This is a genomic window from Nocardia sp. NPDC101769 (assembly GCF_044766925.1).
In the GTDB taxonomy this organism is placed as follows: Bacteria; Actinomycetota; Actinomycetes; order Mycobacteriales; family Mycobacteriaceae; genus Nocardia.
In genome coordinates, this window is sequence record NZ_JBIWMX010000027.1 from 49,808 (window position 1) to 75,290 (window position 25,483).

The window sequence follows — 25,483 nt, forward strand, 5'->3', positions numbered from 1 at the left end:
ACGGCGGGCTCAATTGCGGGGGTAGGTCTTGACGATGGTGCCGTCGAGGCCGGCCGCCAGGTAGGCGCCGCCGTAGTCGTCCGAGAGGTAGACCAGCAGGCTGGGCTGATCGTCGTTGAAGGTCCAGGCGGGGTTGACGATGATGTAGCGGCTGGTGGGGTTGGGGACGTTGAGTTGCTGAGCGGCCGCGGTCAGCAGGGCGGGGAGAAGGTCCCAGTTGATGGAGCCGAGGTCGATGGTGGGCTCGGTCAGCTCGCTGCCGGCGCCGTCGCGCTTGGCGGTCCCGTTGCGGTAGGAGAACTTGTCGTAGAGCTTGGGCTGGCCCTGGACCGGGGCGCCCGTGCCGATGTAGGTCGGGTAGATCGTGGTTTCGGTGAATTGTTTGCCGCCGGTGACCTTTTCGAGGGCGGCGACGGCCTTGCGGACGCCGTCGGGAGTGAGCAGGTCGGTGGTCGCGTCGCCCTTGGCGGTGGTGGGGGCGATGACGGTGGGCGGGATGACGCCGCTCAGCGGGATGCCGGTGGGTTGAGTGGGGACGTTCGGCTGCCCCGAGAGGCCTTGGCCGCCACCGGAGGAGGAAGGCCACAGGGCAATGGCGGCGACCGCGGCGACAGCCAGGACGACACCGACACCGGCGAGCATCCAGGGGCGCGAATTGCGTTGCGGCGCAGCAGGAACGGGGATCGGCGAGACAGGTGGAAACGGCTGGGATGCGGTGAATCCGTGGGGCTGCTGGACTGTCGGGTATCCCGTCGACGGTGAAGTGGTCGCGAAGCCCGGCTGCTGCGGTGCGGTCGGAAACCCCTGGGGCGGGGGCATTGCCGGGAAGCCCTGCGACGACGGCGAGTTCTGGGGTCCGGACGTCGTCGAGAATCCCTGGAAATGGGGCGGCGGCGTGAAGTCCTGGGGCGACGACGTGAAGCCCTGAGCCGGCGGCGTGAAGTCCTGGGGCGACGACGTGAAGCCTTGGACCGGCGGCGTGAAGTCCTGGGGCGACGACGTGAAGCCTTGGACCGGCGGCGTGAAGTCCTGGGTGACCTGGGCGAGCATCTGGTCGACCTGGTCGGCCGGCGGGCGGTGGCCGGGGTTGGGGACCAGGAGGGCTTGCAGGACCGGGGTCAGCGCGCCGGCCTGGCGTGGGGATGGGACCACGCCCATCAGGACAGCGGCGAGGGTGGCGACGTCGGTGTCGCGGCGCATGGGCTGGTAGCCCTCGACGGCGGCGAAGAGGACCAGGCCGAGGGACCAGAGGTCGGAGGCGGGGTTGCCCTCGTGGCCCTGGAGGCGTTCGGGGGCGACGTACGGGAGCGAGCCGACGACGCTGCCGGTGGAGGTGAGGCCGGTGAGGTCGTTGACGGCGGCGATGCCGAAATCGGTGAGGACGGGGGAACCGTCGGTGCGCAGCAACACATTCGGGGGCTTCACGTCCCGGTGCAGGACACCCACCGCGTGCGCGGCGCGGAGACCGGCCAGGATGCCACGACCGACCCCGGCGGCCTGCCCCGGCGACATCGGCCCCTCGTCCATCCGGTCGGCGAGCGAGCCGCCCGCGACCAGTTCCATGACGATCCACGGATGCTTCTCGACGGGCGTGTCCACGATGTGGTGGATGGCAACCACATTCGGGTGCGTGATGCGCGCCAGCGCGCGTGCCTCGCGCAGCACCCGCTCCCGCTGTACTTCCGCGGAGCCCGCATCGCCTTCGGCCCGCACCTCTTTCAACGCCACCTCGCGGTGCAGCGCGATGTCGTAGGCGCGCCACACCGTGCCCATGCCGCCGCTGCCGAGTGGTTCGATCAACTCGAAACGCCCGTCGACCATTGCCCGCCCGGAATTCACGGACGACAGCTTAGGGTTCCCCCACTGCACACGCGAGATCTGGTACCAATCAGTCTTTTCCAACCTGGTGAATTCAGGCTAAGTACCCTGCAATCCATTGCCGGTCCCGGTGGCCGCGCCGAGCCCGTAACCGACAGCTCCGCCCACGATGCCAGCGGAAACAGCGGCCACTGCCCCGCCGAGCAGAGCGCCTACCGCAGCACCGGCGCCGGCCCCCGCGAGGGCGCCGCCCGCGGCTCCCCAGGGCGCACCCACCCCCAGGGTCGGAACGGCCATGGCGAGGCCGCCAGCGACCCCACCGGCAGCCCCACCGAACGCAGCCCCGATAATCGCTCCCGGCACTGCCCCGACCACCGCGCCCGGTATAGCCCCCACGACCGCGCCGATGATGAGACCGGCTGCACCGCTACCCACATTCAGCCTGGTGACCCTGTCCGAGTAGTCGCTGTCAACCGAGTGCAGCCCGCCGCCGATGACGGCATTGGTGGCGGCTGCGGCGTTCTTCGCCTGATCGAGCAGGGCGTCGGGGACACTCTTCGGCACCGGGATGCCGAACGCACCGGGCGGTACCGGGCTCGTCCAGAGCTGCTCGAAGACCGCGGGCGCCGGGACGCTGAGCTGCGTCGCGGCGGCACCCGTGGCGCTGGAGCAGGTCACCACCGCGACGGCCAGTGGTATCGCGCCGGCGATCGGCAGCAGGGCGCGTCGCGCGCTGGTCTTGGATTCTCCACACCGACGAGTCATGCGACCACCCTCTCGTTGGATTCGACTTGGAAAAGCTCCCTGACCACTGCCTATCGGACACGTGCGGCAAGGGTGATAGCCACATCGTAACTGCGTCATGCAAGAAGTGCGGCCTACGCCACATCTTTTGAGCACGGGTTGCATCGAGCCGGCGGTGATTGGCGCACTAGGCCGAGAGATTTTGGTTTCAATGCCAGCTATCGCATTTGCTGTCTTGTTGCTTACCGCGCAGTGGTTCGCCGGGTGCCTCCCGGCCGCTGACATCCAGATCGATGCCTTACCGGTTGGTCTTCTCGAGCCCGCTCGGATCCTGTCAACAACACGGCACACGACTGTAAAGAAACTGTCAGGATCAGCGACCTGACCAGCATCGGAGGTATGAAGTGGAATCCGTGCGCGCACACGCGCACCCGGATCACACCCCGATAGGTAAAGGAGAAGCCGTGCCGCACATCGCCGTCACCCTGATGGTGATCTTCGGATTCCTCGGTTGCGCACTGGTACTGCGCGTCCTGGCCGCCGCCGAAGGCACCCGCGAATCCGTCCGCACGGCACAGCAGGGCTTCCGCGCGCCGCGCGCGATGATGAACGAGTAAGACGCGGGCCAACCTGCACCCGCAACACTCTCCTGGGTGAGCATCCATTCACACTCAGGTCCGGCAGGTTCAAATCCTGCCGAGGACACACTCTGACCAACAGATGTGCACAGGCTCGTCGAATCCCTCGGCATCACAACACTTTCCAAATCGCAGGGACCGATGATGGCCCGAGATCTCGACGCCCAGTTCGAGACGTTCCGCACCCGTCCGCTCGACCAAGGCTCCTACACATACGCCGACGCTGACGCGCCGATACTCGAAGTCCGCGAGAACGGACGTGTCATGAACGTGCACACGCGCTGATCGGCACCGACGTCAACGCCGCAGGTCGCCGTGTCGAACCCGCGACGAGTAGCTCCGGCGCTTCCTCATGCGCGTCATAGCGGATGACTCTAGCCGTTTCGGTAGTGGCTGGTCACGGATTTGCCGGATTAAGTCGCATGAAATCCTAGAAAATTATGGCGGGACCCGAGGGCCGGCCAGCGGTGCGATCATGACGAGACCCTGCCCAGCCGAATCGGTTCGACTGAATTATCCGATTGAGGACCGTCCCCAAAACGGCAATCAGGAAGGATTCGCCGGAACGTTTGCGTGTTTTCCGGCGGAACCCTAAGGTCGTGGCTTGCCGGCCCAGCAAAGGCAAGCCGGTCGACGCGGTGAGTCCTCGCACCGGGACACCACACAGTCGCCGCGTGTCGGTAATGCCAGCACCGAGTCCGCGGGCATTACCTCTTCCGCAGCAATCGACGAGCGACTCACATCACGCCGACGTCCAAAATACGTCCAGGCAACGGAACGGTAGTGGGCGGCATTCCGCCACTCAGGCACAGGAGAATGAACCCAGCGTTTGTGCCCGGAAACGGACCCGAGGTCGACTCCGTCGATGACCGCGGCTGGCGGCGATGGGCACATACCGAGCAAACACTAGAAGAAAAATCTACCGGCGAAACTCGGGCCGAATAGCGTGAGCGCTCATATGCGTCGGAGAACGATCAGCAGAGACCCTCGCTGAAAGCAGTGATCGAGACCGGCGCCGAGGTCGGCAGTGCACCGACCGGATCACGCCGGGCTTCTCGAGGAGAATTAGAAACTTCTTGAAGGGAATTAGAAACTTCTCGAGGAGAATTAGAATTGAACATACGTTCCAGGGTAATCCGAGCGATACCTGCAGAGGCATGACTGTCAAGGTGTACTGCAATCCGGAAAAATCGATGCAATCGGCAATAAGTCACATCTAGAGTCAAAGGATATGGAGCATCCGACGATGGATGGCAGTGGTCATACGGCTGGATTCGCTCGTGAACTGCGACCGGCGGAACGGCTTCAACTCTCCCGGGAAATCTATGCGATCGTGACGCGCATGGCCGGCGTCATCTCGGGTCTCGGGCCGGACGCCTGGCGGCGATACGAGAACGGAGCCCTGGATGCCGTTGAGGTCCGGGAGCTTCAGCTCGGTTTTCTTCACATATGCAGCGTCCTCGAGTGCGAGATCGACCCGTGGATGACAGGTGGGGCGGCCGCGGCTCTCGACCACATTGCAGACCTCGGCGATATCGCGGCCGTGACCCATCTGGGGCGGGCGACGGTACATCGCCGATGGGGCCATCTGGAGTCGATCGGTGCGCGGATAGCCCTGGTGATCTCCCGCCCGTGGCCGGACGTTGAGGCCCTGGTCGACACATCGGGTGGCCAGGTCTCCTATGAAATGGACCGTCGGTGGTGGCACATCGGGACCGCTGTGCGCCGAGGTGCACGCCACGCCATCGTCGTCGTCGATCGTGTTGTCCAGCGTGTCTACGAGCTCGATCCGGAGGGCTGGGTACCGGACGGGACCGGGTACCTGTGGGAATTCAGCGCCGTCGGCGCGGCACCGCTGGGGAACCAGCGAGTCCAGGACGCGTTCGATCACGGACTTCTGCCCGTACGTTTGGGTGATCGTTATCCGGCTCGACTGGACGTGGGCTGCATGCCATGCTATTTGGCCGATGACGGCGGCTAGAGCCGTGTCAGGCAACGCTCGGTAGGTAGTCGAGGTGGCGGATCTTGGATCCGACGCCGACATCCCGGATCGGTCCGGTGTGCCGGCTGCGCCAGCGGATGTGGTGGCCGATGGCGGCACCTTGTTCGTCGTGGCCGCGGTAAGTCGGTGCCGTTGAATGGCAAGTACCCGCAGCGCGGCGAACTCGCACCCGATGCGGTTGAGCCATGACTGTTACGTCGGCGGGAAAACCAGTTCCACGCCGTGCGCGGCGCACCACTCGCGCATCTCGCGCCGCTTGTGCACGGAGTAGTTGTCACAGGTCAGTACAACTTTCCGCCCGGCCAGCGGCCCGCAAGGATTTCAAGTCGACCACTCGGTGCTCAGCGAGTTCCGTTCCCGGACGCCGCGGACTCCAGCTGCGGCAACACCCTACCGAGGCGTTCGAGCACAAATGACCGTTCGAATTCGGCGACCTCCGCGATTGTTCCGATCGTGGGTCTACAGGCCGAAACGCACCAACCTATGGAACTCACGAAAGGTCAACTCACGAAAGGTCATTGCACACCAGCACATTGCGCGCCAGGTCCTCCAGACACCGTCTGGCGCGCACTGCTGACCAGGGATCTTTGGCGAACAGCCCCGGATAGCGTTCACAGTAGGCAATGAAGGTGGATCTTTCGGTAACCCAGACGACCTGAAAATCGTTGAATGTTACATGCTCGGCGTACACTGCGCTCCGTCTCTGCAATCGGTACCAAGATTTTTCTGAACAATTGTCCTAGAGTGGTGGTCGAATCGGCGCAATGAGCGGTAAACGGGCTACTCAGACCGGCTCAGATGATCCGGTTGCCGACTCCTGGTTCGAGCTTCGGCCACCACGTTCCCATCACGACAGTCCAACGCCTCCCGATCGATGAATGTGTTTGCCCTCCCAGCGGTGGTGTCGGGGATAGTCGACACCACCGCGACATTGTGGAGCTTAGAAGGGCGTTCATTCCACAACATCAGGATCCGCTAAGGGGGGTAGCGAATCATTCGCCAGAATACATCTCAGAGGGGATATTCGATGGATAAAGAGGAAAGGTTTCCCGTTTGCCTGATTGAGGACTGTCCCCATTCGGACAAAAACCGGCAGTCGCGGCTTTGGGATTCCGGCAAATCTGCAAGTCGCTCCACACTCAGGATTCATCGACACCAACCCCGCTCCCCCATGATGTTCGCCAGAAAGTGGCTATGCCAGGATTTCCGGTGACTGAACCGCTACCGGAGACTTCGCCTATTCGCCAACGCGGACAACGCCTTCCGGCAGTAGTGAACGCCGATCGGCAAAAACAGCGCCATGAACAAGACGCCCGCCGTCTGCTCGCTCCGGGGGATTGTCGCCGGCAACCACCGCCTGCACCACCGGTGGGAACAGTTCACCGCCCAGCGGCACCGTCCCCATTGAACAGTCGTCCCGTGGTTCCCAATCCGCGCATATCAGTCTGACCACGCCGTCGCCAAACCACGACACGACCCCGGGTGAACCCCGCTCGGCCACACACGAAGGCGGTCCTGGCAACCACGATCGCCAGGACCGCTTTCAACTGCCGCTCCACAGAACATGCTCACATATCAGCTGTTCGGTGAGGACGATATGCATGCCTCGGTCCAGGCGCAACGTGCAGAGGGATCCACCCCGGGCAACTGCCTTGGGTTAACCATCAACGTCGCCATCCGTTATCGGCTCCCCTGAGCACTCGGTGAGATCCGGAATCTCGCCGCTCTCATCGGGCCGAGGAACGCCAACAGTGTCCAGCCACGCGTTGACGGCATTGTCGACTGTCGCCCAGATGATGAACCCCCGGCTCTTGATCCATTCCAGACGAACGATCGTCGAGCCCTGTAATTGGGTGCCGAACGGTCTTTTTCCTTTGCCGCCACTTCTGCGAACGGGCAGATCTGCCGCTAGGGCCTTTGCCATCAAATCCCCACCACCTTCAACCGAAGCACCCAGGACAGCCTTCACAGTTTGACTCCTCCCACCTTCCAGTGCACGTCAGCTCGAGGTCTCGCGTGAACGATTGCTCTAGAACCTATCTCATTTTTGCGGAATCTTCCCCTAAAAACTCGTACTCACAGCGATGAAGCAAGGACGCACGCCGCGCGGGCCGGTCGTATCCATGTCGGCGAGATGCCAACGAGAAAGGCGGTTTCCAGCGGCCATTACAACGATGAGAGGTGTCCGGAGGCCAGCCGAGCGTCGAAGATCTCGGCGGGTGTGCGGTCGAGGACAACGCGGGGCGGTGATTGAGCCCGTACTCGACCCGGGCCGGATGCGCGCGGCGGTGGCGACGTCGGCGCCTTTCGGAAAGTGCTGGCGCAGCAGTCTCGTTGCGGGAGATCGCCCGATGGCAGGAGGGCAGGTTTCTTCGGTGAGTACGTTTGGTAATCACTGCTCGCTTCGTGACCTCCGATAGCTTCGATTGCTCAGCGTCCCAGTCGATTCCACCCATCATGGTGACGTTGCTGCCTTGGTCCCACGGCACGGATTCGTGTGGGTGCCAGTCCTCGGCCGCCGCCGAGACATCGGCGCCCGGAGTTTCATCACATGATTGAAAAGTGTCCACTCATCGGCGAACTCGAACTACCGAATCGCAAAGATCGTCTCCCACAATGGTTTCAAGATCGCGGCGAACACGAACAACAACTACACCGCTGCCTATCCGACGGCATTCAGCAGCCCCAATTGCACGCAATACCACCATGATTGCCAATGTCACCGACCTCGACGCCGCGTCGTCAGTGACCTCTACGGCATTCACCCCGGCACAGCACATAAGTGGGCCAACTGCGTGAACAACCAGCTGGGCCGGCTACCTGGCCTGCCTCCCGAACGACAACTCCACGCTCGACAACCGAACCGTCCCGGGTAGGGGACCGGCTTCGGTTTCAGACCAGCGCCGGTCGCCGTGGCGATTGGCTACCACAGCCTTGATCAGCGCGTACATGCGTCCGACGGCTGTCTGCGGGTCGGCTTCGCCGTTGGCCGTCACGAGGTACGGCCCGTTGACCTCGGCGGCGTCGATCCAGTCCTCGAGCCGACGTGGCCGGCGGGTCGATCTGCCGAGGTCCCCCCGTAATGAGAGCGTTAAAGCGGCCAGCACGGTACTCCTCGACCATGCGGTCGTACGCTGGGCGTTTCTTGGCTTCGGCGAAGGCGGAGACCGGCTTCTCCGTATAAATTTCACATATGGACCAATCCCGAGCCTCGGCGATTCGCTTACAGTCCTCGGGCTGGCGTTCGACCGCCAGCCCTTCGCCTGACGTGTCCAAACTGACTCGGAGGTAGATCACTGCACGGACCGTCACGGGGGACACGAAAGGTTATTTAACGTTGAAACGCGGGCAACTACGCATCTACCTCGGCGCGGCCCCCGGCGTGGGCAAGACCTTCTCGATGCTCTCCGAAGCGCATCGGCGGCTGGAGCGTGGCCGCGATGTGGTGGCCGCGGTGGTGGAGACCCACGGCCGGAGCAAGACGGCGGAGCTGCTCGCCGGAATCGAGCGCATCCCGCCGAAGATGATCGAGTACCGCGGCACCACCATGCCCGAGCTGGATGTGGACGCCGTGCTGCGGCGCCATCCGGCGGTGGTGCTGGTCGACGAGCTGGCGCACACCAATGTCCCGGGCAGCAAGCACGAGAAGCGCTGGCAGGACGTACAGGACCTGCTGAACGCGGGCATCGACGTGGTGTCGACGGTGAATGTACAACACCTGGAGAGCCTCAACGATGTGGTCGAGCAGATCACGGGCGTGGTGCAGCGGGAAACCGTGCCGGACTGGGTGGTTCGCTCCGCCGACCAGGTGGAGCTGGTGGACATCACGCCGGAAGCCCTGCGCCGCCGCATGTCCCACGGCAATGTCTACGCCGCCGAGAAGGTCGACGCGGCGCTGCGCAACTACTTCCGCCCGGGCAATCTGACCGCACTGCGCGAGCTGGCACTGCTGTGGCTGGCCGATCAGGTCGACGCCGCGCTCGCCAAATACCGTGCCGATCACAAGATCACCACCACCTGGGAGGCGCGCGAACGGGTCGTGGTGGCCGTGACCGGCGGCCCGGAGTCGGAGACCATCGTGCGGCGCGCGAGCCGGATCGCCGCCAAGTCCAGCGCCGAGCTGATCGTGGTCCACATCGTGCGCGGTGACGGGCTGGCCGGAGTGTCGACGAAGCGGCTCGAGCGCCTGCGCGACCTGGCCACGAGTCTCGACGCCAGCCTGCACACCGTCACCGGCGAGGACGTGCCCACGGCGCTGCTGGATTTCGCGCGCCAGGTCAACGCCACCCAGCTGGTGCTGGGGACCTCCCGCCGCTCGCGTTGGGCGCGCATGCTCGACGAGGGTATCGGCGCCACCGTGGTGCAGGAGTCGGGCAAGATCGACGTACACATGGTGACCCACGAGGAATCCAACAAGGGCGGCTTCCGCTGGTCCTCACTGACCCGGCGCGAGCGCAAGGTCGGTTCCTGGTCGGCCGCGTTCATCGTGCCGTCGGTGATCTGCGCGATCATCTACTTCTGGCTCGATCGCCTGCTGGACCTCAGCGGTGAGAGCGCCCTGTTCTTCATCGGCGTCATCGCGGTCGCGCTGCTCGGCGGCGTGGCCCCCGCGGCGCTGTCGGCGCTCCTGTCGGGCATGCTGCTGAACTGGTTCTTCACCGAACCCCGCTACAGCCTCACCATCGACCAGCTCGACAACTTCCTCACCATCGTGGTGCTACTGTTCGTGGCGGTCGCGGTCGCGGCACTGGTGGATGTGGCTGCCAAGCGAACCCTGGAGGCGCGCAAGGCCTCTCGCCAGGCCGAGCTGCTGACGCTGTTCGCGGGCTCTGTGCTGCACGGCGCCGATCTCCAGGATCTACTCGAACGCGCCCGCGAGACCTACAACCAGGACGCCGTCAGCCTGGTCACCGACGACGAGGTCATCGCGTCGGTGGGCGAGCAGCCGCCGACGAAGGTCAGCGACGCCGAAACCGCTTTGGAGGCAGGCGATGACATGCACTGGCTGCTGTTGCGAGGACGTCCCGTGACCTCCGGGGACCGCCTGGTGCTGGGCGCGGTCGCGAATCAGGCGGCGGGACTGGTGCAACAGAAGCAGCTGCAGGAGGAGGCGAGCGCCGCGCAGGCGGTCATGGAGGCCGACAAGCTGCGCCGCGCCCTGCTCTCGGCGGTCAGTCACGATCTGCGCACTCCGCTGGCCGCGGCCAAGGCGGCGGTGTCCAGCCTGCGCAGCGACGATGTGGAGTTCTCCCCCGAGGACACCGCCGAATTGCTGGAGGCCATCGAGGAATCCGTGGATCAGCTGACCGCGCTGGTCGGCAACCTGCTCGACTCCTCGCGCCTGGCGGTCGGCGTGATCAAGCCGCAGGTGCGCAAGGTCTACCTCGACGAGGTGGTGCATCACGCGCTCATGGGCATGGGCACCCGCGGCATGCGCCGCACCACCATGGACCGGGTGAAGGTGGATGTCGACACCGTCTCGGTGCGCGCCGATCCCGGTCTGCTGGAACGGGTCCTGGCCAATCTGATCGACAATGCCGCCCGCTACTCCCCCAGGGATTCGATGGTGCGGGTGGCGGCAGAGCAGGTCGGGAAGCGGGTGGCCGTTACCGTGGTCGATACCGGTCCGGGCGTACCGACCGGCCTGGAGGACCAGCTGTTCGAGCCCTTCCAGCGGCTCGGCGACCGCGACACCTCCACCGGCGTGGGCCTGGGCCTGTCGGTGGTGCGCGGTTTCGTGGACGCCATGGGCGGCACCGTGCACGCGGAGCCCACCCCTGGCGGCGGTTTGACCATGGTGATCGATCTGCCCGCGGGGGACGACCCCGCGCACACCGAAGAGGAGAACGGGTGACGAACGCGGCGGCAGCGCCGACCAAAGTGCTCGTGGTCGACGACGAACCACAGATACTGCGCGCGCTGCGCATCAATCTGTCGGTCCGCGGCTACGAGGTGACCACCGCATCCAATGGGGCCGCGGCCCTGCGCGCGGCCGCCGAGAAGCACCCGGACGTCATAATCCTCGATCTCGGCCTGCCTGATATGGACGGCATCGAGGTGCTGGCCGGCCTGCGCGGCTGGTCCACCGCCCCGGTCATCGTGCTCTCCGCCCGCACCGACTCCTCCGACAAGGTGGAGGCCCTCGACGCCGGTGCCGACGACTACGTCACCAAGCCCTTCGGCATGGACGAACTGCTGGCCCGCCTGCGTGCCGCCGTCCGCCGCTCCGCCAATATCGCCGACACCGCCGAGCCGGTCATCGAAACCGCCTCCTTCACTGTCGATCTCGCGGCCAAGAAGGTGACCCGCCACGGCCACGACGTGCACCTGACCCCCACCGAGTGGGGCGTGCTGGAGATGCTGGTCCGCAATCGCGGCAAGCTCGTCGGCCGCCGCGAGCTCCTGCGCGAGGTCTGGGGCCCGTCCTACGCGACCGAAACCCATTATCTGCGTGTCTATCTCGCCCAGCTGCGCCGCAAACTCGAGGACGACCCCTCCGAGCCCAAACACCTCCTCACCGAGGCGGGCATGGGCTACCGCTTCCAGTCGTAATCCCCGATCAGCGAGCTCTCGCCGCGATGGACGCGCGAACTTACCGCGTCAGGCGGAGCGGCAGCGACTTGAGGCCGTTGTTCAGGTTCGAACGGATCCGCCGGGATTCGCCGGTCTGCTCCATTGCCGGGAAGCGGGTCAGCAGCTCCTCGAAGAACACCCGCCCCTCCAGCCGGGCCAGGTGCACGCCCAGGCAGAAGTGCTGGGCCAGCCCGAAGGACAGGTGCGGGTTGGGATTTCGGCGGATATCGAAGCGCTGCGCGTCGTCGAAGACGTCCTCGTCCCGATTCGCCGAGGTGTACCACATGGCGACCTTGTCCCCGGCCCTGATGGGAACCCCGCGGATCTCGGTGTCGGCGGTGGCGGTGCGCCGGAAGTAGTGCAGCGGGTTGGCGTATCGCAGGATCTCCTCCACCGCACCGGGAATCAGCGTCGGATCCGCGCGCAGCGCCGCGAGCTGAGCGGGATGCCGCAGCAGCAGTTCCAGACCCGAGGACAGCATGGTCTTGGTGGTGTCGTTGCCCGCGGTCACCAGCTGCGTGAAGAAGCTGCCGAACTCCAGGTCCGACATGGGTTTTCCACCGTAGGACCCGCCCAGGATGAGCGAGGTCAGATCCGCCTGCGGCGGCTCGGCTCGCCGCGCCATGGAGAACTGGATGGCGTAGATGGCCATATTGGTGAGCTCGGCCGTCACGTCGAAATCGCCGACCAGGTCCGGATCCTGCTGGCTGGTGGACTGTTCGGCCCAGCGCCGGATGCTCGGCCAGTCCGCGACCGGAATGCCGAACAGACCGCCCACCACCTGGCTGGGCAGCACGCCCGCCACGTCGTGCACGAATTCGACGTCGCCGTCGACGCTTTCGAGCAGGTTCCGGGTCAGCTTCCGGACCCGGTCCTCCAGCTCGCCGATGACCCGCGCCTTGAAGTGCTCGGCCAGCGGCCTGCGGTAGTCGGTGTGCCGCGGCGGATCCATCATGAGCAGCATGTTGCGGGTCTGCTCGAGGCGTTCGGGCGGCTGGTTCTCCAGAATCACGCCTTCCCGCTCGGCGGAGAACAATTCCGGATTGCGGGCGACGTGCGCCACATCCGCGTGCTTGAGGATCGCCCAGTAGCCGGGTTCGCCCGGCATCTCCTGCCAGTGCACCGGGTCTGTGCGCCGCAGGTCGGCGAAGATCTCGTGGATCGGCCCGGACACATAGAGCTCCGGATCGTAGATGTCCATGACCGTGCCCACGGCCCACCTCGGTATTCGCTTGCGGGTATGCGTCTTTCGCTTCGGACGCTAACGCCGCGCGCGAGCGGGCGGCGCGCTTCCGCACCACGATCCCGGTCAGTGGACGCGCCGCATGCGCCCCCGATGCCGGACCCGGACGGTGATGAACCACCATGGAAGCCATGTCTGTTGCGATCGTGTTCGACATGGACGGTGTGCTCATCGATACCGAACCCATCTGGGAAGAGGTGCGGCGCGCGTACGTCGAGGAGATGCGCGGGCGCTGGCTGCCCGACACCCAGGACCGGTTCATGGGAATGAGCACGGCCGAATGGTCGCGGTACCTGAGCGAGGAGCTGCTCGACGGCCGCCGCACGCCCGACGAGGTCGCCGAGGACGTCATCGCCCGCATGGCCGCCCGCTACGCCGACCACCTGCCGCTCATGCCGGACGCGGTCGACACCGTGCGCCGGCTGGCCGAGATCTACACCCTCGGGCTGGCGAGCTCGTCCCCGCGTCGGCTGATCGACGTGGTGCTCGACCACATGGGCGTCACCGACCTGTTCGCCGCCACCGTATCGACCGAGGAGGTGGCGCGCGGCAAGCCCGCGCCCGACGGCTACCTCGAGGCCGCCGCGCGGCTGGGTATCGACCCCGACGCGTGCGTGGCCGTCGAGGATTCCAGCAACGGCCTGCGCGCCGCCCACGCCGCGGGCATGACGGTCATCGCCGTCCCGCATCCCAAGTACCCGCCCGCCGTCGACGCCATCGCGCTGGCCGCGTACGTCGCCGACAGCCTGAAGGAGGTCACCCCGGAACTGGTGGAGGAATTCCGCTGACCACCTCGGCGTTCCGAACGAGCGGCAACCAGATGGTTGACCTGGGTGACCCAATGGGAGGATCTTCCTTATGTCCGAACAGACCGCCGCACCGCAGACCGTCGCCACCGACCCGGCCGCCGAGCCGGTCAAGCTGTGGGCCGAACGCACCGGCACCCGCGCCTACACCGGCCACAACAACCGCGGTGGCGAGGTGTTCATCGCGTCCGCGGGCGTGCCGGGCGCGTTCACCCCGGGTGAGCTGCTGAAGATCGCGCTGGCGGGCTGCACCGGCCTGAGCGCCGACTTCACCCTCGCGCGCCGGCTGGGCGAGGCGTTCGACGCCACCGTGCACGTCTCCGGCGACGCCGACCGCGAGAACGAGGTGTACCCCGAGCTCAACGAGGAGTTCGAGCTCGACCTCAGCGAACTCGACGCCGAAACCCGCGAGCGCCTGCTGGTCGCCGCGCAGCGCGCCGTCGACAAGGTCTGCACGGTCGGCCGCACCCTCAAGGCGGGCGCAACCGTCAATCTGACGTTCCGCATCGACGAATGAGCGGTGACCCGGTCCGCCTCAGCGCCTGGGTCCACGGCCTGGTCCAGGGAGTCGGCTTCCGCTGGTGGACGCGCTCGCGCGCCCTGGAACTGGGCCTGACCGGCTATGCCCGCAATCACCGCGACGGCCGCGTGCACGTCGTGGCCGAAGGGCCCCGCGATCGCTGCGAAACCCTGCTCGACCTGCTACGTTCCGGTACTACACCGGGTCGGGTAAACCTGGTGGTGGAAGACTGGAGTGCCGCCGCGGGCGACATGACAGGATTCGAAGAACGCTAGCGAGCGGCGAGCCCACGGAGTCGACCAATGTCCACAGACCGTCCCGGTAGTCCGGAAACCCCGGACCGCCCCACCCCCGACCCCGCACACCCCGCCGAATCCCATACCGCCCCAGCCGATCCCGCCCACCCGGGCCACGAGCACTATCCGCTACCCGCCGACCCGGACGCCGAGACCGCCGGCACCGGCGACACCGATCCGACCGTCCGATTCAGGGCCGAGCCCACGGCACCCGGCCGGACCCCCCGCGGCCATGAGCCGACGCTCGCGCTGCCGAACGAATCCGCATCCGGATCCGGATCCGGTGAATCTCGGAGCGGCACGGGCGGTTTCGGCGAGCCGGGCACCGAACGACCGGACGGGTATCAACCAACACTGCCGATGCCGGCGGATTTCGGGGCGGAGCACGGCGGCGAGCATCACGGGCCGCATCATCTCGCGGGGGAATTCCATGGTGGGCCCGGGGCTTTCGGGCGGCCGGGGGATGGTGGCCCGACCGCCGCGCCGGGGCCGCTGCTGGGCAATGCCGGGTTCGTCCTGCCCGGGCCGGTGCTGGAGCCGGAGGAACCGGCCTTGCCGGCGACGATGGACGAGCCGGTGGCGCCGCCGCGGCGCGGCAGCATCACCACGCAGGAGGCGGGGGTCACCCAGCCGCGGCCGCCCACCGTGGCGGAGGCACGGGCGCGGGAGAAGGCCAGGAAGCGAGCCGAGGCGCAGGAGCGGGCCGAGGCGGAGGCCGCGGAAGCCAAGCAGCGCAAGAAGAAGCGACTACTCGTCGGCGGCGCCGCCGTGGTGGGGATCGCGGCGCTGGTGGGCGGCGGGTACCTGGTGGCGGAGGCGTGGAACGGACCCGAGGTGACCGCCTCTTGCACGGTGGTGGCCAACAAGGGCGAGACCGTGCCCACCGGACAGGGGCAGAGTGTCACTGCGACACAGGACAATCAGGAGATCGTCGTTCCGGACAACTACTGTTCGGATGCCCAGGATCATGGGGACGGCGGGATTCACCCCGGCTTCTTCTTCCTGGCGGGGCACTCCTACCGCTACTACTACGGCGGCAGCGGCACCATCGGGCACGCGCCGTCGGGCGGCAGCACGACGGCCCCGAAGGGTTCGACGGTGAAGACCAAGAGCGGCAGCACGATCCAACGCGGCGGACTCGGCGCGAAGATCCACGGTGGAGGTTCCTAGTGCGGCGGGTACGCAGCACTCCGCGGCCGGGCTGGCAGCGGATCATCGAGAGTCAGGGTCTGGTCTACGGCTCTCCGGGCCAGTACCCGAACGGGCAACCCCGTCCCTATTGGGACGAGTCGGTGCACTACGAGTTCGACATGGACGAGATCCTGGCCATGGAGGCCCAGGTCGAGGTGCTGCACTCCATGTGCCTGCACGCCGTCGAACAGGTGGTGCTGACCGAGCGGTTCGCCGATTTCGGTCTGCCGCAATGGAGTTGGGAACCCATCACCAAGTCCTGGCACCGCTCCGACCCGCACATCTACGGCCGCTTCGACATGCGCTACGACGGCCGCGGCCCGGCGAAACTGCTGGAGTACAACGCCGATACGCCCACCTCCCTGCTGGAGGCGGCAATCGTGCAGTGGCACTGGCTCACCGACACCCACCCGGACGACGACCAGTGGAATTCCCTGCACGAGAAGCTGGTCGAGCGCTGGGGTGAGATGCGCGAGACGCTGCCGGGCTCGCAGCTGCACTTCAGCTGGTCGGGCGCGGACTCCTCCGGCGAGGACAATGTCACCACCGCCTACATGCAGGAGACCGCCGCCGAGGCCGGATTCGACACCGTCGCCCTGCCCATCGAGGACGTCGGATTCGACACGGAGCTGCACCGTTTCGTGGATCTGGCCGAAGCCCCCATCGAGGCCATCTTCAAGCTCTACCCGTGGGAATGGGCCCTCGACGACGATTTCGGCCGCCGCGTGGTGGAGTCCCTGCCGGAAACCATGTGGATCGAACCGCTTTGGAAGTCCCTGCTGTCCAACAAGGCCATCCTGGCGGTGCTGTGGGAGATGTACCCCGGCCACCCCAACCTGCTGCCCGCCTACATCGACGACCCGCACGAACTCACCGAGTACATCCGCAAGCCGAAGCTGGGCCGCGAGGGTGCGAACATGACCATCGTCGGGGCGGGCATGGAAACCGCCACCGGCGGCGTCTACGGCGCCGAGGGGTACGTCTACCAGATGCTGGACCCGCTCCCCGAATTCGACGGCATGCGACCGGTGCTGGGTGCTTGGATCGTGGGCGACACCTCCGCGGGACTGGGTATCCGGGAGACCGTCGGCCTGATCACCGACGACAGCTCCACCTTCGTCCCGCACCGCATACCGCAGTAACCGCAGTAGCCCTGGCCCGATTCACCCCAATCCGGAGGATTCGATGACCACCGCTCTCGCACTCGAAGCCGGGTATTGGCACTCCCTGGGCCGCGGCGTCGGCGCGATCCTGAGCTACGCCCTGCTGGGCCTGGTGCTGCTGCTCATCGGCTTCCAGGCGGTGGACTGGACCACTCCGGGCCCGCTGCGCGCCATGGTGGCGCGCGGGCTGCCGAACGCCGTCATCGTCAGCTCCGCGGCCATACTCAGCACGGCGTTCATCGTGGTGCTGGCCATCTATGCGCAGGCGGGCAAGCTCGCCGAGGGCCTCATCGCCACCACGATCTACGGGCTGGTCGGCATTGCAGCCCAGGTGATCGCGATGCGCAGCCTGGAATACGTGCTCGGCATCGATATCGGTGCGGTGCTGAAGGATCCGGAGTTCAGCACCGAGTCCGTGGTGGTGTCCGCCGCGCACATCGCCATCGGCCTGGTGGTGGCGGTCGCGATTCTCTGAGGCCCGGCTAGACGGTATGAGGGCCCACTGAGGTCGAGGCCGGAGGCCTCGATTCTGCAAAGCCGCGTGGGTTGCCGGGGTGAAACTCATTTCGGTAGAGCCACATTTGCAGGTCAGGAGGCCCCCGGTGAGTATCGAGCGTACGAGTGTCGGGTTGGATGTGCACGCGTTGTCGGTGGTGGCGTGCGGGATCGACAACGAGACCGGGCAGCTGACGCGGCAGCGGCTGTGCCCGGATCCGGGACAGATCCTGGCATGGCTGGCCGGGCTGGCGGGGCCGGTGAGGGTGGTCTATGAGGCCGGGCCGACCGGGTTCGGTCTGTACCGGGCGTTGACCGCCGCGGGGGTCGAGACGGTGGTGGCCGCGCCGTCGAAGCTGCAACGCCCGGCCGGGGACCGGATCAAGACCGACGCCCGCGACGCGCTGCATCTGGCGCGGTTGCTGCGCCTGGGTGAGATCGTGGCGGTCGCGGTGCCGACCGTGGGTCAGGAAGCGGCCCGCGATCTGGTCCGTGCCCGCGAGGACGCGCGCGGTGATCTGATGCGGGCCCGCCATAGGTTGTCGAAACTGCTTCTGCGGCAAGGGATCGTGTATTCCGGCGGGGCCGCCTGGACCGGGACGCATGATCTGTGGTTGCGCGGGCAGCGCTTCGACCAGCCCGCGTTGCAGGCGGCATTCGACGCCGACTACGAAGCGATGACGCTGACCAGGATCCGCCGCGACCGGCTCGATACCGCCATCGCCGAACTGGCCGCCGACAGCGACTACACCCCGGCCGTGCGCCGGTTGGGCTGCCTGCGTGGGATCTCGACGCTGACCGGGTTCGCCCTCGCCGTCGAGATCGGGGACTGGCATCGGTTCACCGGCAAAACCATCGGCGCCTACCTGGGCCTGGTCCCCACCGAATACTCCTCCGGCACCACTCGATCCCAGGGATCGATCACCAAAACCGGTAACACCCACGCTCGACGGCTGCTGGTCGAGGCCGCGTGGCACCACCGCAAGACCTACCGCAACCCCACCGCCACCATGGGCGCGCGCTGGGCGCTGGCACCGGCCGCGGCCCGCGCCCGCGGGCACGCCGGCACCATCGTTTGCACCACCGGTGGGAACAGTTCACCGCCCACCACAAACGCCCGGTGATCGCCAACGTCGCCGTCGCCCGCGAACTCGCGGGCTGGTGCTGGTCGCTGGCCGTGCTCGACGGCTGACCAGGCCCCCGAAGACCGCGGCCGGGCGGGCAGAGCATCGAGTCGGCGTGCGGGACGATCCGCGAAACGGCTATGGGCAGCAACACTTTTCGCGTTGCAACGCTCGACCTCTAGACCAGCGGCACCGTCCCCATCGAACAGTCGTCCTGCGGTAACCAACCCGCGCATATCAGTCTGACCACGCCGTCGCCAACCCCACGACACGACCCGAGACAGACCCCGCCCGACCGCACACGAAAGCGGTCCCGGCAACCCACCTTGCCGGGACCGCTTTCACCTGCCACTTGACAGAACAGGCCTACATATCAGCCGTACTGCGGCACCGGGGCGGTGGCGCGCCCGGCCGCCGCCCGCAGCGACGCGGCTGCTGCGCGACCCGGGCCGCGGCACCGGCCCGCAACCCGCGGCCGACCTGACCAAACGGGAATCGGAGATCCTGTGCCTGCTGGCGACCGGCGCGTCCAACCGGGAGATCGCTCGCACCCTCTACGTCAGCGAGGGCACGGTGAAGAACCACGTCTCGAACATCCTGACGCGGCTGGGCGTCCGGGATCGGACCCAGGCCGCGATCTACGCGCTCGACCACGGCCTGGCCTAGCGGCGGTCAGCGCACCCGGCTGTACTTGATGAAGGCCACGCCGTCTTCGAAGATGCTGCTGGTGAGGACCCGGAATCGGGCGGGTTCGGGCAGGTGACCGGCCGTGCCGAAGAGCGGTCGGCCGTGGCCCAGCACCATCGGGTAGAGCTTCAGGAACACCTGGTCGATCTCCGGCAGCAGGGTCTGGGCGAGCTCACCGCCACCGCACAACCAGATGCCGAGCCCCTTCTCGCGCTTGAGCTCGCGCACCCGCTCGATCGGGTTCTCGGCGATCAACTCCACATCGGGGGCCGGATTCTCCGGCAGCGTGCTGGACACCACGAACTGCCGCAGATGGGCGTATGGGCTGGAAGTGCCGGTCCGGACGCCGAAATCGTGCGTCTTGCGGCCCATGATCACGGTGTCGAAGTTCTGGCAGGGTTTGTCGACGCCCAGCACCTGACGAACCTTGGTCGGGAGGGTCTCCGGATACTGCGCGATGATCGCGGGCCCGTGGTCACCCCCGACCGGGAAGAAGTCGACCGAACCCGCATCGGTGGCGATGAATCCGTCGATGGTGGCCGCGACGTAGTAGGTCAGTTTGCGCATTTGTTTCCTCCAGCCGGCACCACGCATGCCGCTAGTGAAAAAGGTAGCGCCTCGACAGACGGGATAGGGAGGCTCGGTCACACTGGAATGACCTCGAAGCGAAGAATACCTGCTGGTCTCAGCCGCGCGGGCGCGGTTGGCAGCGGGGGCAGGAGAAAGACGAACGGTTCATGAACTTCTCCCGGCGCATGATCGCACCGCAGCGACGGCACGGCTCATCCTCGCGCCCATAGGCATTGAGCGACCGCTCGAAGTACCCGGACTGGCCGTTGACGTTCACGTAGAGGGCGTCGAAGGAGGTGCCCCCAGCCCGCAGCGCATCGCTCATGACATTCTGCGTCTCGCCGAGCAGCGTGTGCAGCACGGGCCCGGTCAGCTTGGCCGCCGAGCGCTCACCGTGGATCTTGGCCCGCCACAACGCCTCGTCGGCATAGATATTGCCGACCCCGGACACCACGGTCTGATCCAGCAGCAGCCGCTTGATCTCGGACTGCTTGCCGCGCAGGGTCTTCACCACGGCATCGGCGTCGAAGAGCGGATCCAGCGGGTCGCGCGCGATGTGGGCGGCGGACTCGGGCACCCAGGTCCCGTCCACCTCGACCAGATCCGAGAGCATCCAGCCACCGAAGGTGCGCTGGTCCACGAACCGCAGTTCGTTCCCGTCGTCGAGGGCAGCGATGATGTGCGCGTGCTTCTCCAGCGGCGCGGTCGCGGGCTGCACCAGCATCTGCCCGGACATGCCGAGATGCACGACCAGAGAAGTGTCGGGCTCATCGAAGGTGAGCCAGAGGAATTTGCCCCGCCGCTGCGCGTTCTCGACGCGCAGACCGGTCAATCGGGCGGCGAGATCGTCCCCGCCCAGCTCGTGCCGGCGCACCGAACGCGGATGTTTGACCGTCACCCGGTCCAGGACGCGGCCCACCACATGCTCGGTGAGCCCGCGCCGGACGACTTCGACCTCGGGAAGCTCGGGCATCTAGCTCTTCGAGCCGTCGGCCGAACCCTCGGGCGCGTTCTCGGCGTTCAAAGCCTTGTAGGCCGCGCCCGCGGCCTTCTGTTCCGCTTCCTTCTTGGAGCGGCCCACCCCCTGGCCGTAACCCTGACCACCGATCACCGCGGTGGCGGTGAACTCCTTGTCGTGGTCGGGCCCGGTGGAGGTGATCTCGTAACTGGGCACGCCGATGCCGCGCTCGGCGGTCAGCTCCTGCAGGCTGGTCTTCCAGTCGAGCCCGGCCCCCATGCGGGGACCGCGCTCGAGCAGTTCGGCGAACAGTCGCAGCACGACGGTGCGTGCCACATCGATGCCGTGCTGCAGGTGCACCGCACCCAGCAGCGACTCCATGCCGTCGGCCAGGATGCTCGGCTTGTCGCGGCCACCGGTGAGCTCCTCGCCCTTACCGAGCAGGAGATGGCGGCCGAGACCGCCCTCACCGAGACAGCGGGCCACCTCGGCCAGCGCGTGCATGTTCACCACGCTCGCGCGCAGCTTGGCCAGCTCGCCCTCGGACTTGTCCGGGTGCTCCAGATAGAGGCGCTCGGTAATGCTCAGGCCGAGCACCGAATCGCCCAGAAACTCCAGGCGCTCGTTGGTCGGCAAGCCACCGTTCTCGTAGGCGTACGACCGGTGCGTCAGCGCTAGGCGCAAAAGCTCCGGTTGTACGTCCACGCCGAGTGCCTCGAGCAGACTGGCATGGTCGGCTGCATCACCTACGGCGGGAATATCCGCCGCATCCTTGCTGGCGGTCACGGTCGGCTGAACGCGAATCAGATCGCGGAGGTGACCTGACGGCCCTTGTAGGTGCCGCAGCTCGGGCACGCGATGTGCGGCAGGGTCTTCTGGCCGCAGGCGCGGTTCGGGCAGGTGATCAGGGTCGGCGCGGCGGCCTTCCACTGGCTGCGACGCGCGTGGGTGTTGGCACGGGACATCCGGCGCTTCGGAACGGCCACGACTAGCTCTCCTCTGTCTTCTTACTTGCGGCACCGTTGTGTCCCGCAAGGGTGGAATCGGTTGATGGGTCCGACACGGTCTCCGTATCGGTGGACTCAGCCCGACTGTGTTCGTTGTCAGTGAATCCGGCGAGTCCGGCCCAGCGAGGGTCAAGTATCTCATGACCGTGGCCGGAACCCGCAATCGCCATCTTGACGCCGCATTCCGGGCACAATCCGGCGCAGTCCGGCTCGCACAGCGGCTGCAGCGGCAGCTCCAGGCCGACGGCGTCGATGATCACCGGTTCCAGGTCGATGAAATCGTCGACCAGGCGCGGGATCTCGTCTTCCTCGGTGGTCTGCTCGGTGGCGCTGTCCGGGTAGGCGAACAGCTCGGTGAGCTGCAATTCGATCTCGTCGGTGAACGATTCGAGGCAGCGCGAGCAATCGCCCTCGATGGGAGCGGACACCGTGCCGGTGACGAGCACGCCCTCGGAGACCGACTGCAGCGTGAGATCCAGCTCGACCTGCGCACCGGCCGGGATGCCGATCAGATCGAGGCCGATCTTCTCGGCGGTCGTCAGGGTGCGCTGCAACTCGCGCATGGATCCGGGGGCGCGTCCGAGACTGCGTACGTCCAGCACGAAGCCCGCGTCGATCGTCTTGTGACGATGACGCGGACCATTACCGGAATCGGCGGACATCTCTGAACTCGCTCACGCTAGGTGTGGAATGGGCAACCACCCAACAATACCGAAAGCCCCGCTTGCGACCCAAATGGGACGAAAGCGGGCAACTCAATCGGAAATTCAGCGGCGGAACTCGGAGGCGTAGTCGGGGACGGAGCCGCCCGAGCGGGCTTGGTGGCGGCCGCGGCCGAGGATGCGCAGCGTGTTGTGCAGGGTTTCCTCGAAGTCGGCGAGCTTGCCCTCGACGTAGTCGTCGCATTCCTGGCGGAGGCGGTCGGAGTCGGCCTGGGCGGTGTCGATGAGCCGGGCGGATTCGGCGTGGGCGGCGCGGACCACCTCGGTCTGCGAGACCAGGCGGTCCTGTTCGGCCTTGCCCTCGGCGACCGAGCGGTCGTAGGAGGCCTGACCGGCGGTGGCCAGGCGGTCGGCCTCGACGCGGGCGCGGCCGGTGAGGGTGTCGTATTCCTTCTGGCCGTCGGCGACGGTGCGCTCGGCCTCCTCCTCCGCCGAGCCGACCAGGTGCTCGGCGTGGGCGCGGGCCTCGGCGACCATGCGATCGGCGTGGGCCTTGGCGTCGGCGAGGATGCGGTCGGCCTCGTCGCGCGCGGAGGTAACCGTGTGGTGCGCTTGCTCATTGGCGGTCTTGACCGTGGTCTCGGCGCCGGTGCGGGCGTCGGTGACGATCCTGTCGCGGTGATCGAGCACGTCCTGGGCGTCGTCGAGTTCGCCGGGCAGGGCCTCGCGGACATCGTCGAGGAGTTCCAGCACCTCACCGCGCGGCACGATGCAGTTGCGGGTCGGCGGGATGCCACGGGCCTCTTCGATGATGGCCACCAGTTCGTCGAGCGCTTCGAATACCCGGTACATGTGCTACTCCACTCTCCTGCCAGGACTCACGGCGAGACTCTCCGCTTCAGCCAGTCTGCCAATCTCAGCGCTGTCAACAAGGTCCGACACGGCGTGTCGCTGGTTTTCCGGAACATGGCCTGTTTCACAGACCACAAAAACAAGTGGAGGAAACCACTCCACTTGGTGTTACCTTGGAAGGGCGAGAACGTGTCGGCCAATGACAGTGGCCCGGTAGAACTCCGGACCGCCCGGCCGACACCGATGTGTTCGGATGGGGAAGACAATGGCTGTCCACGAGATTCCGGAACGGGCGACGATCCCCGTGACCGGGCTGGTGAACACCTATACCTACGGCGCGGAGGCCCTGGCCTACGGCACCGAGGCCCTCGCCCACGGCACCGAAGCCCTGCACGCGACGGGCTCGCGCTGGCTGGGCCGGCTGGGAGTCTGGCTCCGCGGTGACGCGGTCTTCGCGCAATTGATTCGCTTCGCCCTGGTGGGCGGCCTCAGCAATGTCGGCTACATCCTGCTGTTCCTCGCGCTCTACGGCGGCGGCCCGCAGCTGGCCAATCTGGCCGGATCCATCGTGAGCACCGCGCTGGCCAACGAGATGCATCGACGGCTCACCTTCCAGGCGGCCGACCGGGTGCGCTGGTACACAGCGCAATTGGAGGGCGGCGCGCTCGCGCTGGCCGGACTGGCCATCACCTCGGGTGGCCTGGCCATTCTCGAGGTCACCGAGCCGGGCATCGGCGGCCTCACCGAAGCCATTGCGGTGCTGGGTATCACCGCCGCGGTCGGCACCATGCGCTTCCTCACCCTGCGGCTCTGGGTGTTCTGAGCCCCACCACTCCTCGTTCTTCGCGTGCGTGGGAACCCTTTTCGGCCGGTCCGCGTCCAAGACAGCATCGACGACGAAAGGGGTTCCGACATGGACCGTTGGCGCGGATGCCTTGGGGGACGGCGGGATACGGCCGGGCCGCGACCACAGCGGCCGGCGGGGCGGGTCTGCGGGTCGTGCGTGCGGCACCGGCGCCCACAGCCGCCCCGCCGGGAGGGCGAATGACCACCCGGACGACGACTGCCGCCGCGGCGATGGAGACCGCGGCCGAGACGATCGCCACCAGCGCCGAGGGGACGGCCGGGGGCGGCGGACGGCCGTGCGGGGCAAGCGGATCCCGGCGGGCGCTGCTCGAGGGGTGCGGCGCACAGCGGGGCCCCGGTCAGCAGCGGGGGCACGGCCGGCAGCGCAGACCTGCGCAGCACGGGCTCGTACCGACATCGGGCCGGCGGGAACAGCATCGGCAGTTGATCCGGGCCGTGCTGCCGGACCTGGCGGCGGGCACCGTGGTGAGTCACCAGTCGGCGGCCGCGCTCTACGGCACCACGCTGTGGCGCACTCCCCTGGATCGCGTGTGCGTCACCCGTAACCGCCGGGGCGGCGGCCGGACCAGGCCCTTCACGAAAGTCCATGGTTCGCCGGTGGATTCGGCGGCGGAGCTCGACGGGCTGCTGGTCACCACCCCGGCGCGGACGGTGGTGGATCTGGCCCTGACCCTGCCGTTCGACGCGGCCGTGGTGGCGGGCGACGCGCTGGCGGGGATGTTCGGGCTGGGAGCGACCGAACTGGGCGAAGAGCTCGCACGGGCCAAGGGCCGCTACGGGATCGGCCAGGCGAAGCAGGTGATCGCGATGCTGGACGGCCGCAGTCAGAGCATCGGCGAGTCCCTCAGCCGCACCATGATCCATCAGCACGCACTACCGCTGCCCCGGTCGCAGGGCAATGTCCTGACTTCCGATGGCCGGTTCGTCGGCCGGGTCGACTTCTATTACGAATCCGCCGGTGTCCTCTGCGAATTCGACGGGCCCACCGAATATGGCCGGCTGCTTCGGCCGGGTCAGGACCTCGCGGCCGCCGTGCAGCGCGAGCGGACCCGCGAAACCTATCTACGCGCCCTCGGTTTCGACGTGGTCCGCTGGACCTGGGACGACCTGCTCAGGGGGCGGCCGGCCCGGCACCTGCGGTCCGCCCTGGCCACCCGCCGACGCCGCCCGGACGGCCGGATCGAGCCGGCCCCGGCGCCCGAGCCGCGCGCCCTGACGGTCCGTGCACTCTGAACCGGGCCGGATTCCGCAGGGGCGGAAGGGGTTG

Annotated in this window: 25 protein-coding genes and 2 pseudogenes; 15 read left to right on the forward strand and 12 right to left on the reverse strand. The window is 66.9% G+C overall.

Translation table 11 applies throughout. The annotated features are described in order from the left end of the window. Positions 1-9: 9 nt before the first annotated feature. Positions 10-1,839 carry a protein kinase gene (locus tag ACIRRA_RS33050; protein WP_402776447.1) on the reverse strand — a complete coding sequence of 610 codons (1,830 nt, stop codon included), beginning with the start codon at positions 1,837-1,839 and terminating at the stop codon, positions 10-12. Between the two features lie 78 nt (positions 1,840-1,917). Then, positions 1,918-2,583, reverse strand: coding sequence for a hypothetical protein (locus ACIRRA_RS33055; protein ID WP_402776448.1), 666 nt, complete (start codon positions 2,581-2,583; stop codon positions 1,918-1,920). 443 nt (positions 2,584-3,026) lie between these two features. On the opposite strand from ACIRRA_RS33055, the gene ACIRRA_RS33060 reads away from it, so the two are divergent. The 3 genes and pseudogenes from ACIRRA_RS33060 to ACIRRA_RS33070 all read left to right on the forward strand — a co-directional run bounded on the left by ACIRRA_RS33060 (position 3,027) and on the right by ACIRRA_RS33070 (position 5,181). Further along, on the forward strand, positions 3,027-3,179 hold the full coding sequence (locus tag ACIRRA_RS33060) for a hypothetical protein (RefSeq protein WP_402776449.1): 153 nt from the start codon (positions 3,027-3,029) through the stop codon (positions 3,177-3,179). A 111-nt stretch (positions 3,180-3,290) separates the two neighbouring features. Beyond that, a pseudogene (locus tag ACIRRA_RS33065) lies at positions 3,291-3,517 on the forward strand (transposase); the annotation flags it as partial. 914 nt (positions 3,518-4,431) lie between these two features. Next, complete coding sequence (locus ACIRRA_RS33070; RefSeq protein ID WP_402776450.1) at positions 4,432-5,181, forward strand: hypothetical protein; 750 nt, start codon at positions 4,432-4,434, stop codon at positions 5,179-5,181. 526 nt (positions 5,182-5,707) lie between these two features. Here ACIRRA_RS33070 and ACIRRA_RS33075 read toward each other — a convergent pair. The 3 genes from ACIRRA_RS33075 to ACIRRA_RS33085 form a co-directional block, all read right to left on the reverse strand. After that, entirely contained in the window at positions 5,708-5,893 is a 186-nt protein-coding gene (locus ACIRRA_RS33075; RefSeq protein WP_402776451.1) for a hypothetical protein, read from the reverse strand. A 966-nt stretch (positions 5,894-6,859) separates the two neighbouring features. Then, the gene (locus ACIRRA_RS33080) at positions 6,860-7,171 is read right to left on the reverse strand and encodes a hypothetical protein (RefSeq protein ID WP_402776452.1); all 312 of its coding nucleotides are present in this window, start codon (positions 7,169-7,171) and stop codon (positions 6,860-6,862) included. A 923-nt stretch (positions 7,172-8,094) separates the two neighbouring features. Beyond that, entirely contained in the window at positions 8,095-8,523 is a 429-nt protein-coding gene (locus ACIRRA_RS33085; protein ID WP_402776453.1) for a recombinase family protein, read from the reverse strand. Positions 8,524-8,539: 16 nt separating this feature from the next. On the opposite strand from ACIRRA_RS33085, the gene ACIRRA_RS33090 reads away from it, so the two are divergent. Further along, complete coding sequence (locus ACIRRA_RS33090; RefSeq protein WP_402776455.1) at positions 8,540-11,056, forward strand: ATP-binding protein; 2,517 nt, start codon at positions 8,540-8,542, stop codon at positions 11,054-11,056. After that, on the forward strand, positions 11,053-11,754 hold the full coding sequence (locus ACIRRA_RS33095) for a response regulator (RefSeq protein ID WP_402776456.1): 702 nt from the start codon (positions 11,053-11,055) through the stop codon (positions 11,752-11,754). Before ACIRRA_RS33090 ends, ACIRRA_RS33095 begins: the two co-directional genes overlap by 4 nt. 40 nt (positions 11,755-11,794) lie before the next feature. Here the strand turns inward: ACIRRA_RS33095 and ACIRRA_RS33100 are convergent, their stop codons facing one another. Then, positions 11,795-12,988: a cytochrome P450 gene (locus ACIRRA_RS33100; RefSeq protein WP_402776458.1), complete on the reverse strand. Its 1,194-nt coding sequence runs from the start codon at positions 12,986-12,988 to the stop codon at positions 11,795-11,797. Between the two features lie 161 nt (positions 12,989-13,149). Here ACIRRA_RS33100 and ACIRRA_RS33105 point away from each other — a divergent pair, with 161 nt between their 5' ends. The 8 genes and pseudogenes from ACIRRA_RS33105 to ACIRRA_RS33140 all read left to right on the forward strand — a co-directional run bounded on the left by ACIRRA_RS33105 (position 13,150) and on the right by ACIRRA_RS33140 (position 19,279). Beyond that, positions 13,150-13,806 (forward strand): HAD family hydrolase, encoded by a 657-nt coding sequence (locus ACIRRA_RS33105; protein WP_402776461.1) that lies wholly within the window; start codon positions 13,150-13,152, stop codon positions 13,804-13,806. A gap of 70 nt (positions 13,807-13,876) precedes the next feature. After that, positions 13,877-14,341: an OsmC family protein gene (locus ACIRRA_RS33110; RefSeq protein WP_402776463.1), complete on the forward strand. Its 465-nt coding sequence runs from the start codon at positions 13,877-13,879 to the stop codon at positions 14,339-14,341. Further along, complete coding sequence (locus ACIRRA_RS33115) at positions 14,338-14,619, forward strand: acylphosphatase (RefSeq protein WP_379401089.1); 282 nt, start codon at positions 14,338-14,340, stop codon at positions 14,617-14,619. The genes ACIRRA_RS33110 and ACIRRA_RS33115 overlap by 4 nt, the downstream gene beginning before the upstream one ends. Before the next feature lie 27 nt (positions 14,620-14,646). Further along, a complete protein-coding gene (locus tag ACIRRA_RS33120; RefSeq protein ID WP_402776465.1) occupies positions 14,647-15,810 on the forward strand; it encodes a hypothetical protein in 1,164 nt (387 codons plus the stop codon). Then, positions 15,810-16,973 (forward strand): glutathionylspermidine synthase family protein, encoded by a 1,164-nt coding sequence (locus ACIRRA_RS33125; protein ID WP_402776467.1) that lies wholly within the window; start codon positions 15,810-15,812, stop codon positions 16,971-16,973. Before ACIRRA_RS33120 ends, ACIRRA_RS33125 begins: the two co-directional genes overlap by 1 nt. A 43-nt stretch (positions 16,974-17,016) precedes the next feature. Beyond that, on the forward strand, positions 17,017-17,469 hold the full coding sequence (locus ACIRRA_RS33130; protein ID WP_402776469.1) for a DUF350 domain-containing protein: 453 nt from the start codon (positions 17,017-17,019) through the stop codon (positions 17,467-17,469). 127 nt (positions 17,470-17,596) lie between these two features. Beyond that, positions 17,597-18,681, forward strand: a pseudogene (locus tag ACIRRA_RS33135) (IS110 family transposase). Positions 18,682-19,093: 412 nt separating this feature from the next. Continuing rightward, entirely contained in the window at positions 19,094-19,279 is a 186-nt protein-coding gene (locus tag ACIRRA_RS33140) for a response regulator transcription factor (protein WP_402776567.1), read from the forward strand. Between the two features lie 6 nt (positions 19,280-19,285). On the opposite strand, the gene ACIRRA_RS33145 is transcribed toward ACIRRA_RS33140, so the two are convergent. The 6 genes from ACIRRA_RS33145 to ACIRRA_RS33170 all read right to left on the reverse strand — a co-directional run bounded on the left by ACIRRA_RS33145 (position 19,286) and on the right by ACIRRA_RS33170 (position 23,349). Next, entirely contained in the window at positions 19,286-19,867 is a 582-nt protein-coding gene (locus tag ACIRRA_RS33145) for a dihydrofolate reductase family protein (RefSeq protein WP_402776471.1), read from the reverse strand. A 118-nt stretch (positions 19,868-19,985) separates the two neighbouring features. Next, positions 19,986-20,843 carry a bifunctional DNA-formamidopyrimidine glycosylase/DNA-(apurinic or apyrimidinic site) lyase gene (gene mutM, locus ACIRRA_RS33150; RefSeq protein ID WP_402776473.1) on the reverse strand — a complete coding sequence of 286 codons (858 nt, stop codon included), beginning with the start codon at positions 20,841-20,843 and terminating at the stop codon, positions 19,986-19,988. After that, on the reverse strand, positions 20,844-21,614 hold the full coding sequence (gene rnc / locus ACIRRA_RS33155; RefSeq protein WP_354837808.1) for a ribonuclease III: 771 nt from the start codon (positions 21,612-21,614) through the stop codon (positions 20,844-20,846). Between the two features lie 17 nt (positions 21,615-21,631). Continuing rightward, positions 21,632-21,814: a 50S ribosomal protein L32 gene (rpmF, locus tag ACIRRA_RS33160; protein WP_040859971.1), complete on the reverse strand. Its 183-nt coding sequence runs from the start codon at positions 21,812-21,814 to the stop codon at positions 21,632-21,634. 2 nt (positions 21,815-21,816) lie between these two features. Beyond that, positions 21,817-22,497, reverse strand: coding sequence for a YceD family protein (locus tag ACIRRA_RS33165; RefSeq protein WP_402776476.1), 681 nt, complete (start codon positions 22,495-22,497; stop codon positions 21,817-21,819). A gap of 105 nt (positions 22,498-22,602) precedes the next feature. After that, a complete protein-coding gene (locus ACIRRA_RS33170; protein WP_402776478.1) occupies positions 22,603-23,349 on the reverse strand; it encodes a DivIVA domain-containing protein in 747 nt (248 codons plus the stop codon). A gap of 265 nt (positions 23,350-23,614) precedes the next feature. Between ACIRRA_RS33170 and ACIRRA_RS33175 the strand changes: the two genes are divergently transcribed. Next, positions 23,615-24,172: a GtrA family protein gene (locus tag ACIRRA_RS33175; RefSeq protein WP_402776480.1), complete on the forward strand. Its 558-nt coding sequence runs from the start codon at positions 23,615-23,617 to the stop codon at positions 24,170-24,172. Positions 24,173-24,393: 221 nt separating this feature from the next. Next, entirely contained in the window at positions 24,394-25,449 is a 1,056-nt protein-coding gene (locus ACIRRA_RS33180) for a hypothetical protein (RefSeq protein ID WP_402776482.1), read from the forward strand. The last annotated feature ends 34 nt before the right edge of the window (positions 25,450-25,483 follow it).

Coding starts and splice junctions, on each gene's coding strand:
- ACIRRA_RS33070 (WP_402776450.1), top strand. CDS start 4,432: ATGGAGCATCCGACGATGGATGGCAGTGGTCATACGGCTGGATTCGCT.
- ACIRRA_RS33180 (WP_402776482.1), top strand. CDS start 24,394: ATGACCACCCGGACGACGACTGCCGCCGCGGCGATGGAGACCGCGGCC.
- ACIRRA_RS33115 (WP_379401089.1), top strand. CDS start 14,338: ATGAGCGGTGACCCGGTCCGCCTCAGCGCCTGGGTCCACGGCCTGGTC.
- ACIRRA_RS33120 (WP_402776465.1), top strand. CDS start 14,647: ATGTCCACAGACCGTCCCGGTAGTCCGGAAACCCCGGACCGCCCCACC.
- ACIRRA_RS33055 (WP_402776448.1), bottom strand. CDS start 2,583: ATGACTCGTCGGTGTGGAGAATCCAAGACCAGCGCGCGACGCGCCCTG.
- ACIRRA_RS33145 (WP_402776471.1), bottom strand. CDS start 19,867: ATGCGCAAACTGACCTACTACGTCGCGGCCACCATCGACGGATTCATC.
- ACIRRA_RS33165 (WP_402776476.1), bottom strand. CDS start 22,497: ATGTCCGCCGATTCCGGTAATGGTCCGCGTCATCGTCACAAGACGATC.
- ACIRRA_RS33105 (WP_402776461.1), top strand. CDS start 13,150: ATGTCTGTTGCGATCGTGTTCGACATGGACGGTGTGCTCATCGATACC.
- mutM (WP_402776473.1), bottom strand. CDS start 20,843: ATGCCCGAGCTTCCCGAGGTCGAAGTCGTCCGGCGCGGGCTCACCGAG.
- ACIRRA_RS33110 (WP_402776463.1), top strand. CDS start 13,877: ATGTCCGAACAGACCGCCGCACCGCAGACCGTCGCCACCGACCCGGCC.
- ACIRRA_RS33170 (WP_402776478.1), bottom strand. CDS start 23,349: ATGTACCGGGTATTCGAAGCGCTCGACGAACTGGTGGCCATCATCGAA.
- ACIRRA_RS33130 (WP_402776469.1), top strand. CDS start 17,017: ATGACCACCGCTCTCGCACTCGAAGCCGGGTATTGGCACTCCCTGGGC.
- ACIRRA_RS33175 (WP_402776480.1), top strand. CDS start 23,615: ATGGCTGTCCACGAGATTCCGGAACGGGCGACGATCCCCGTGACCGGG.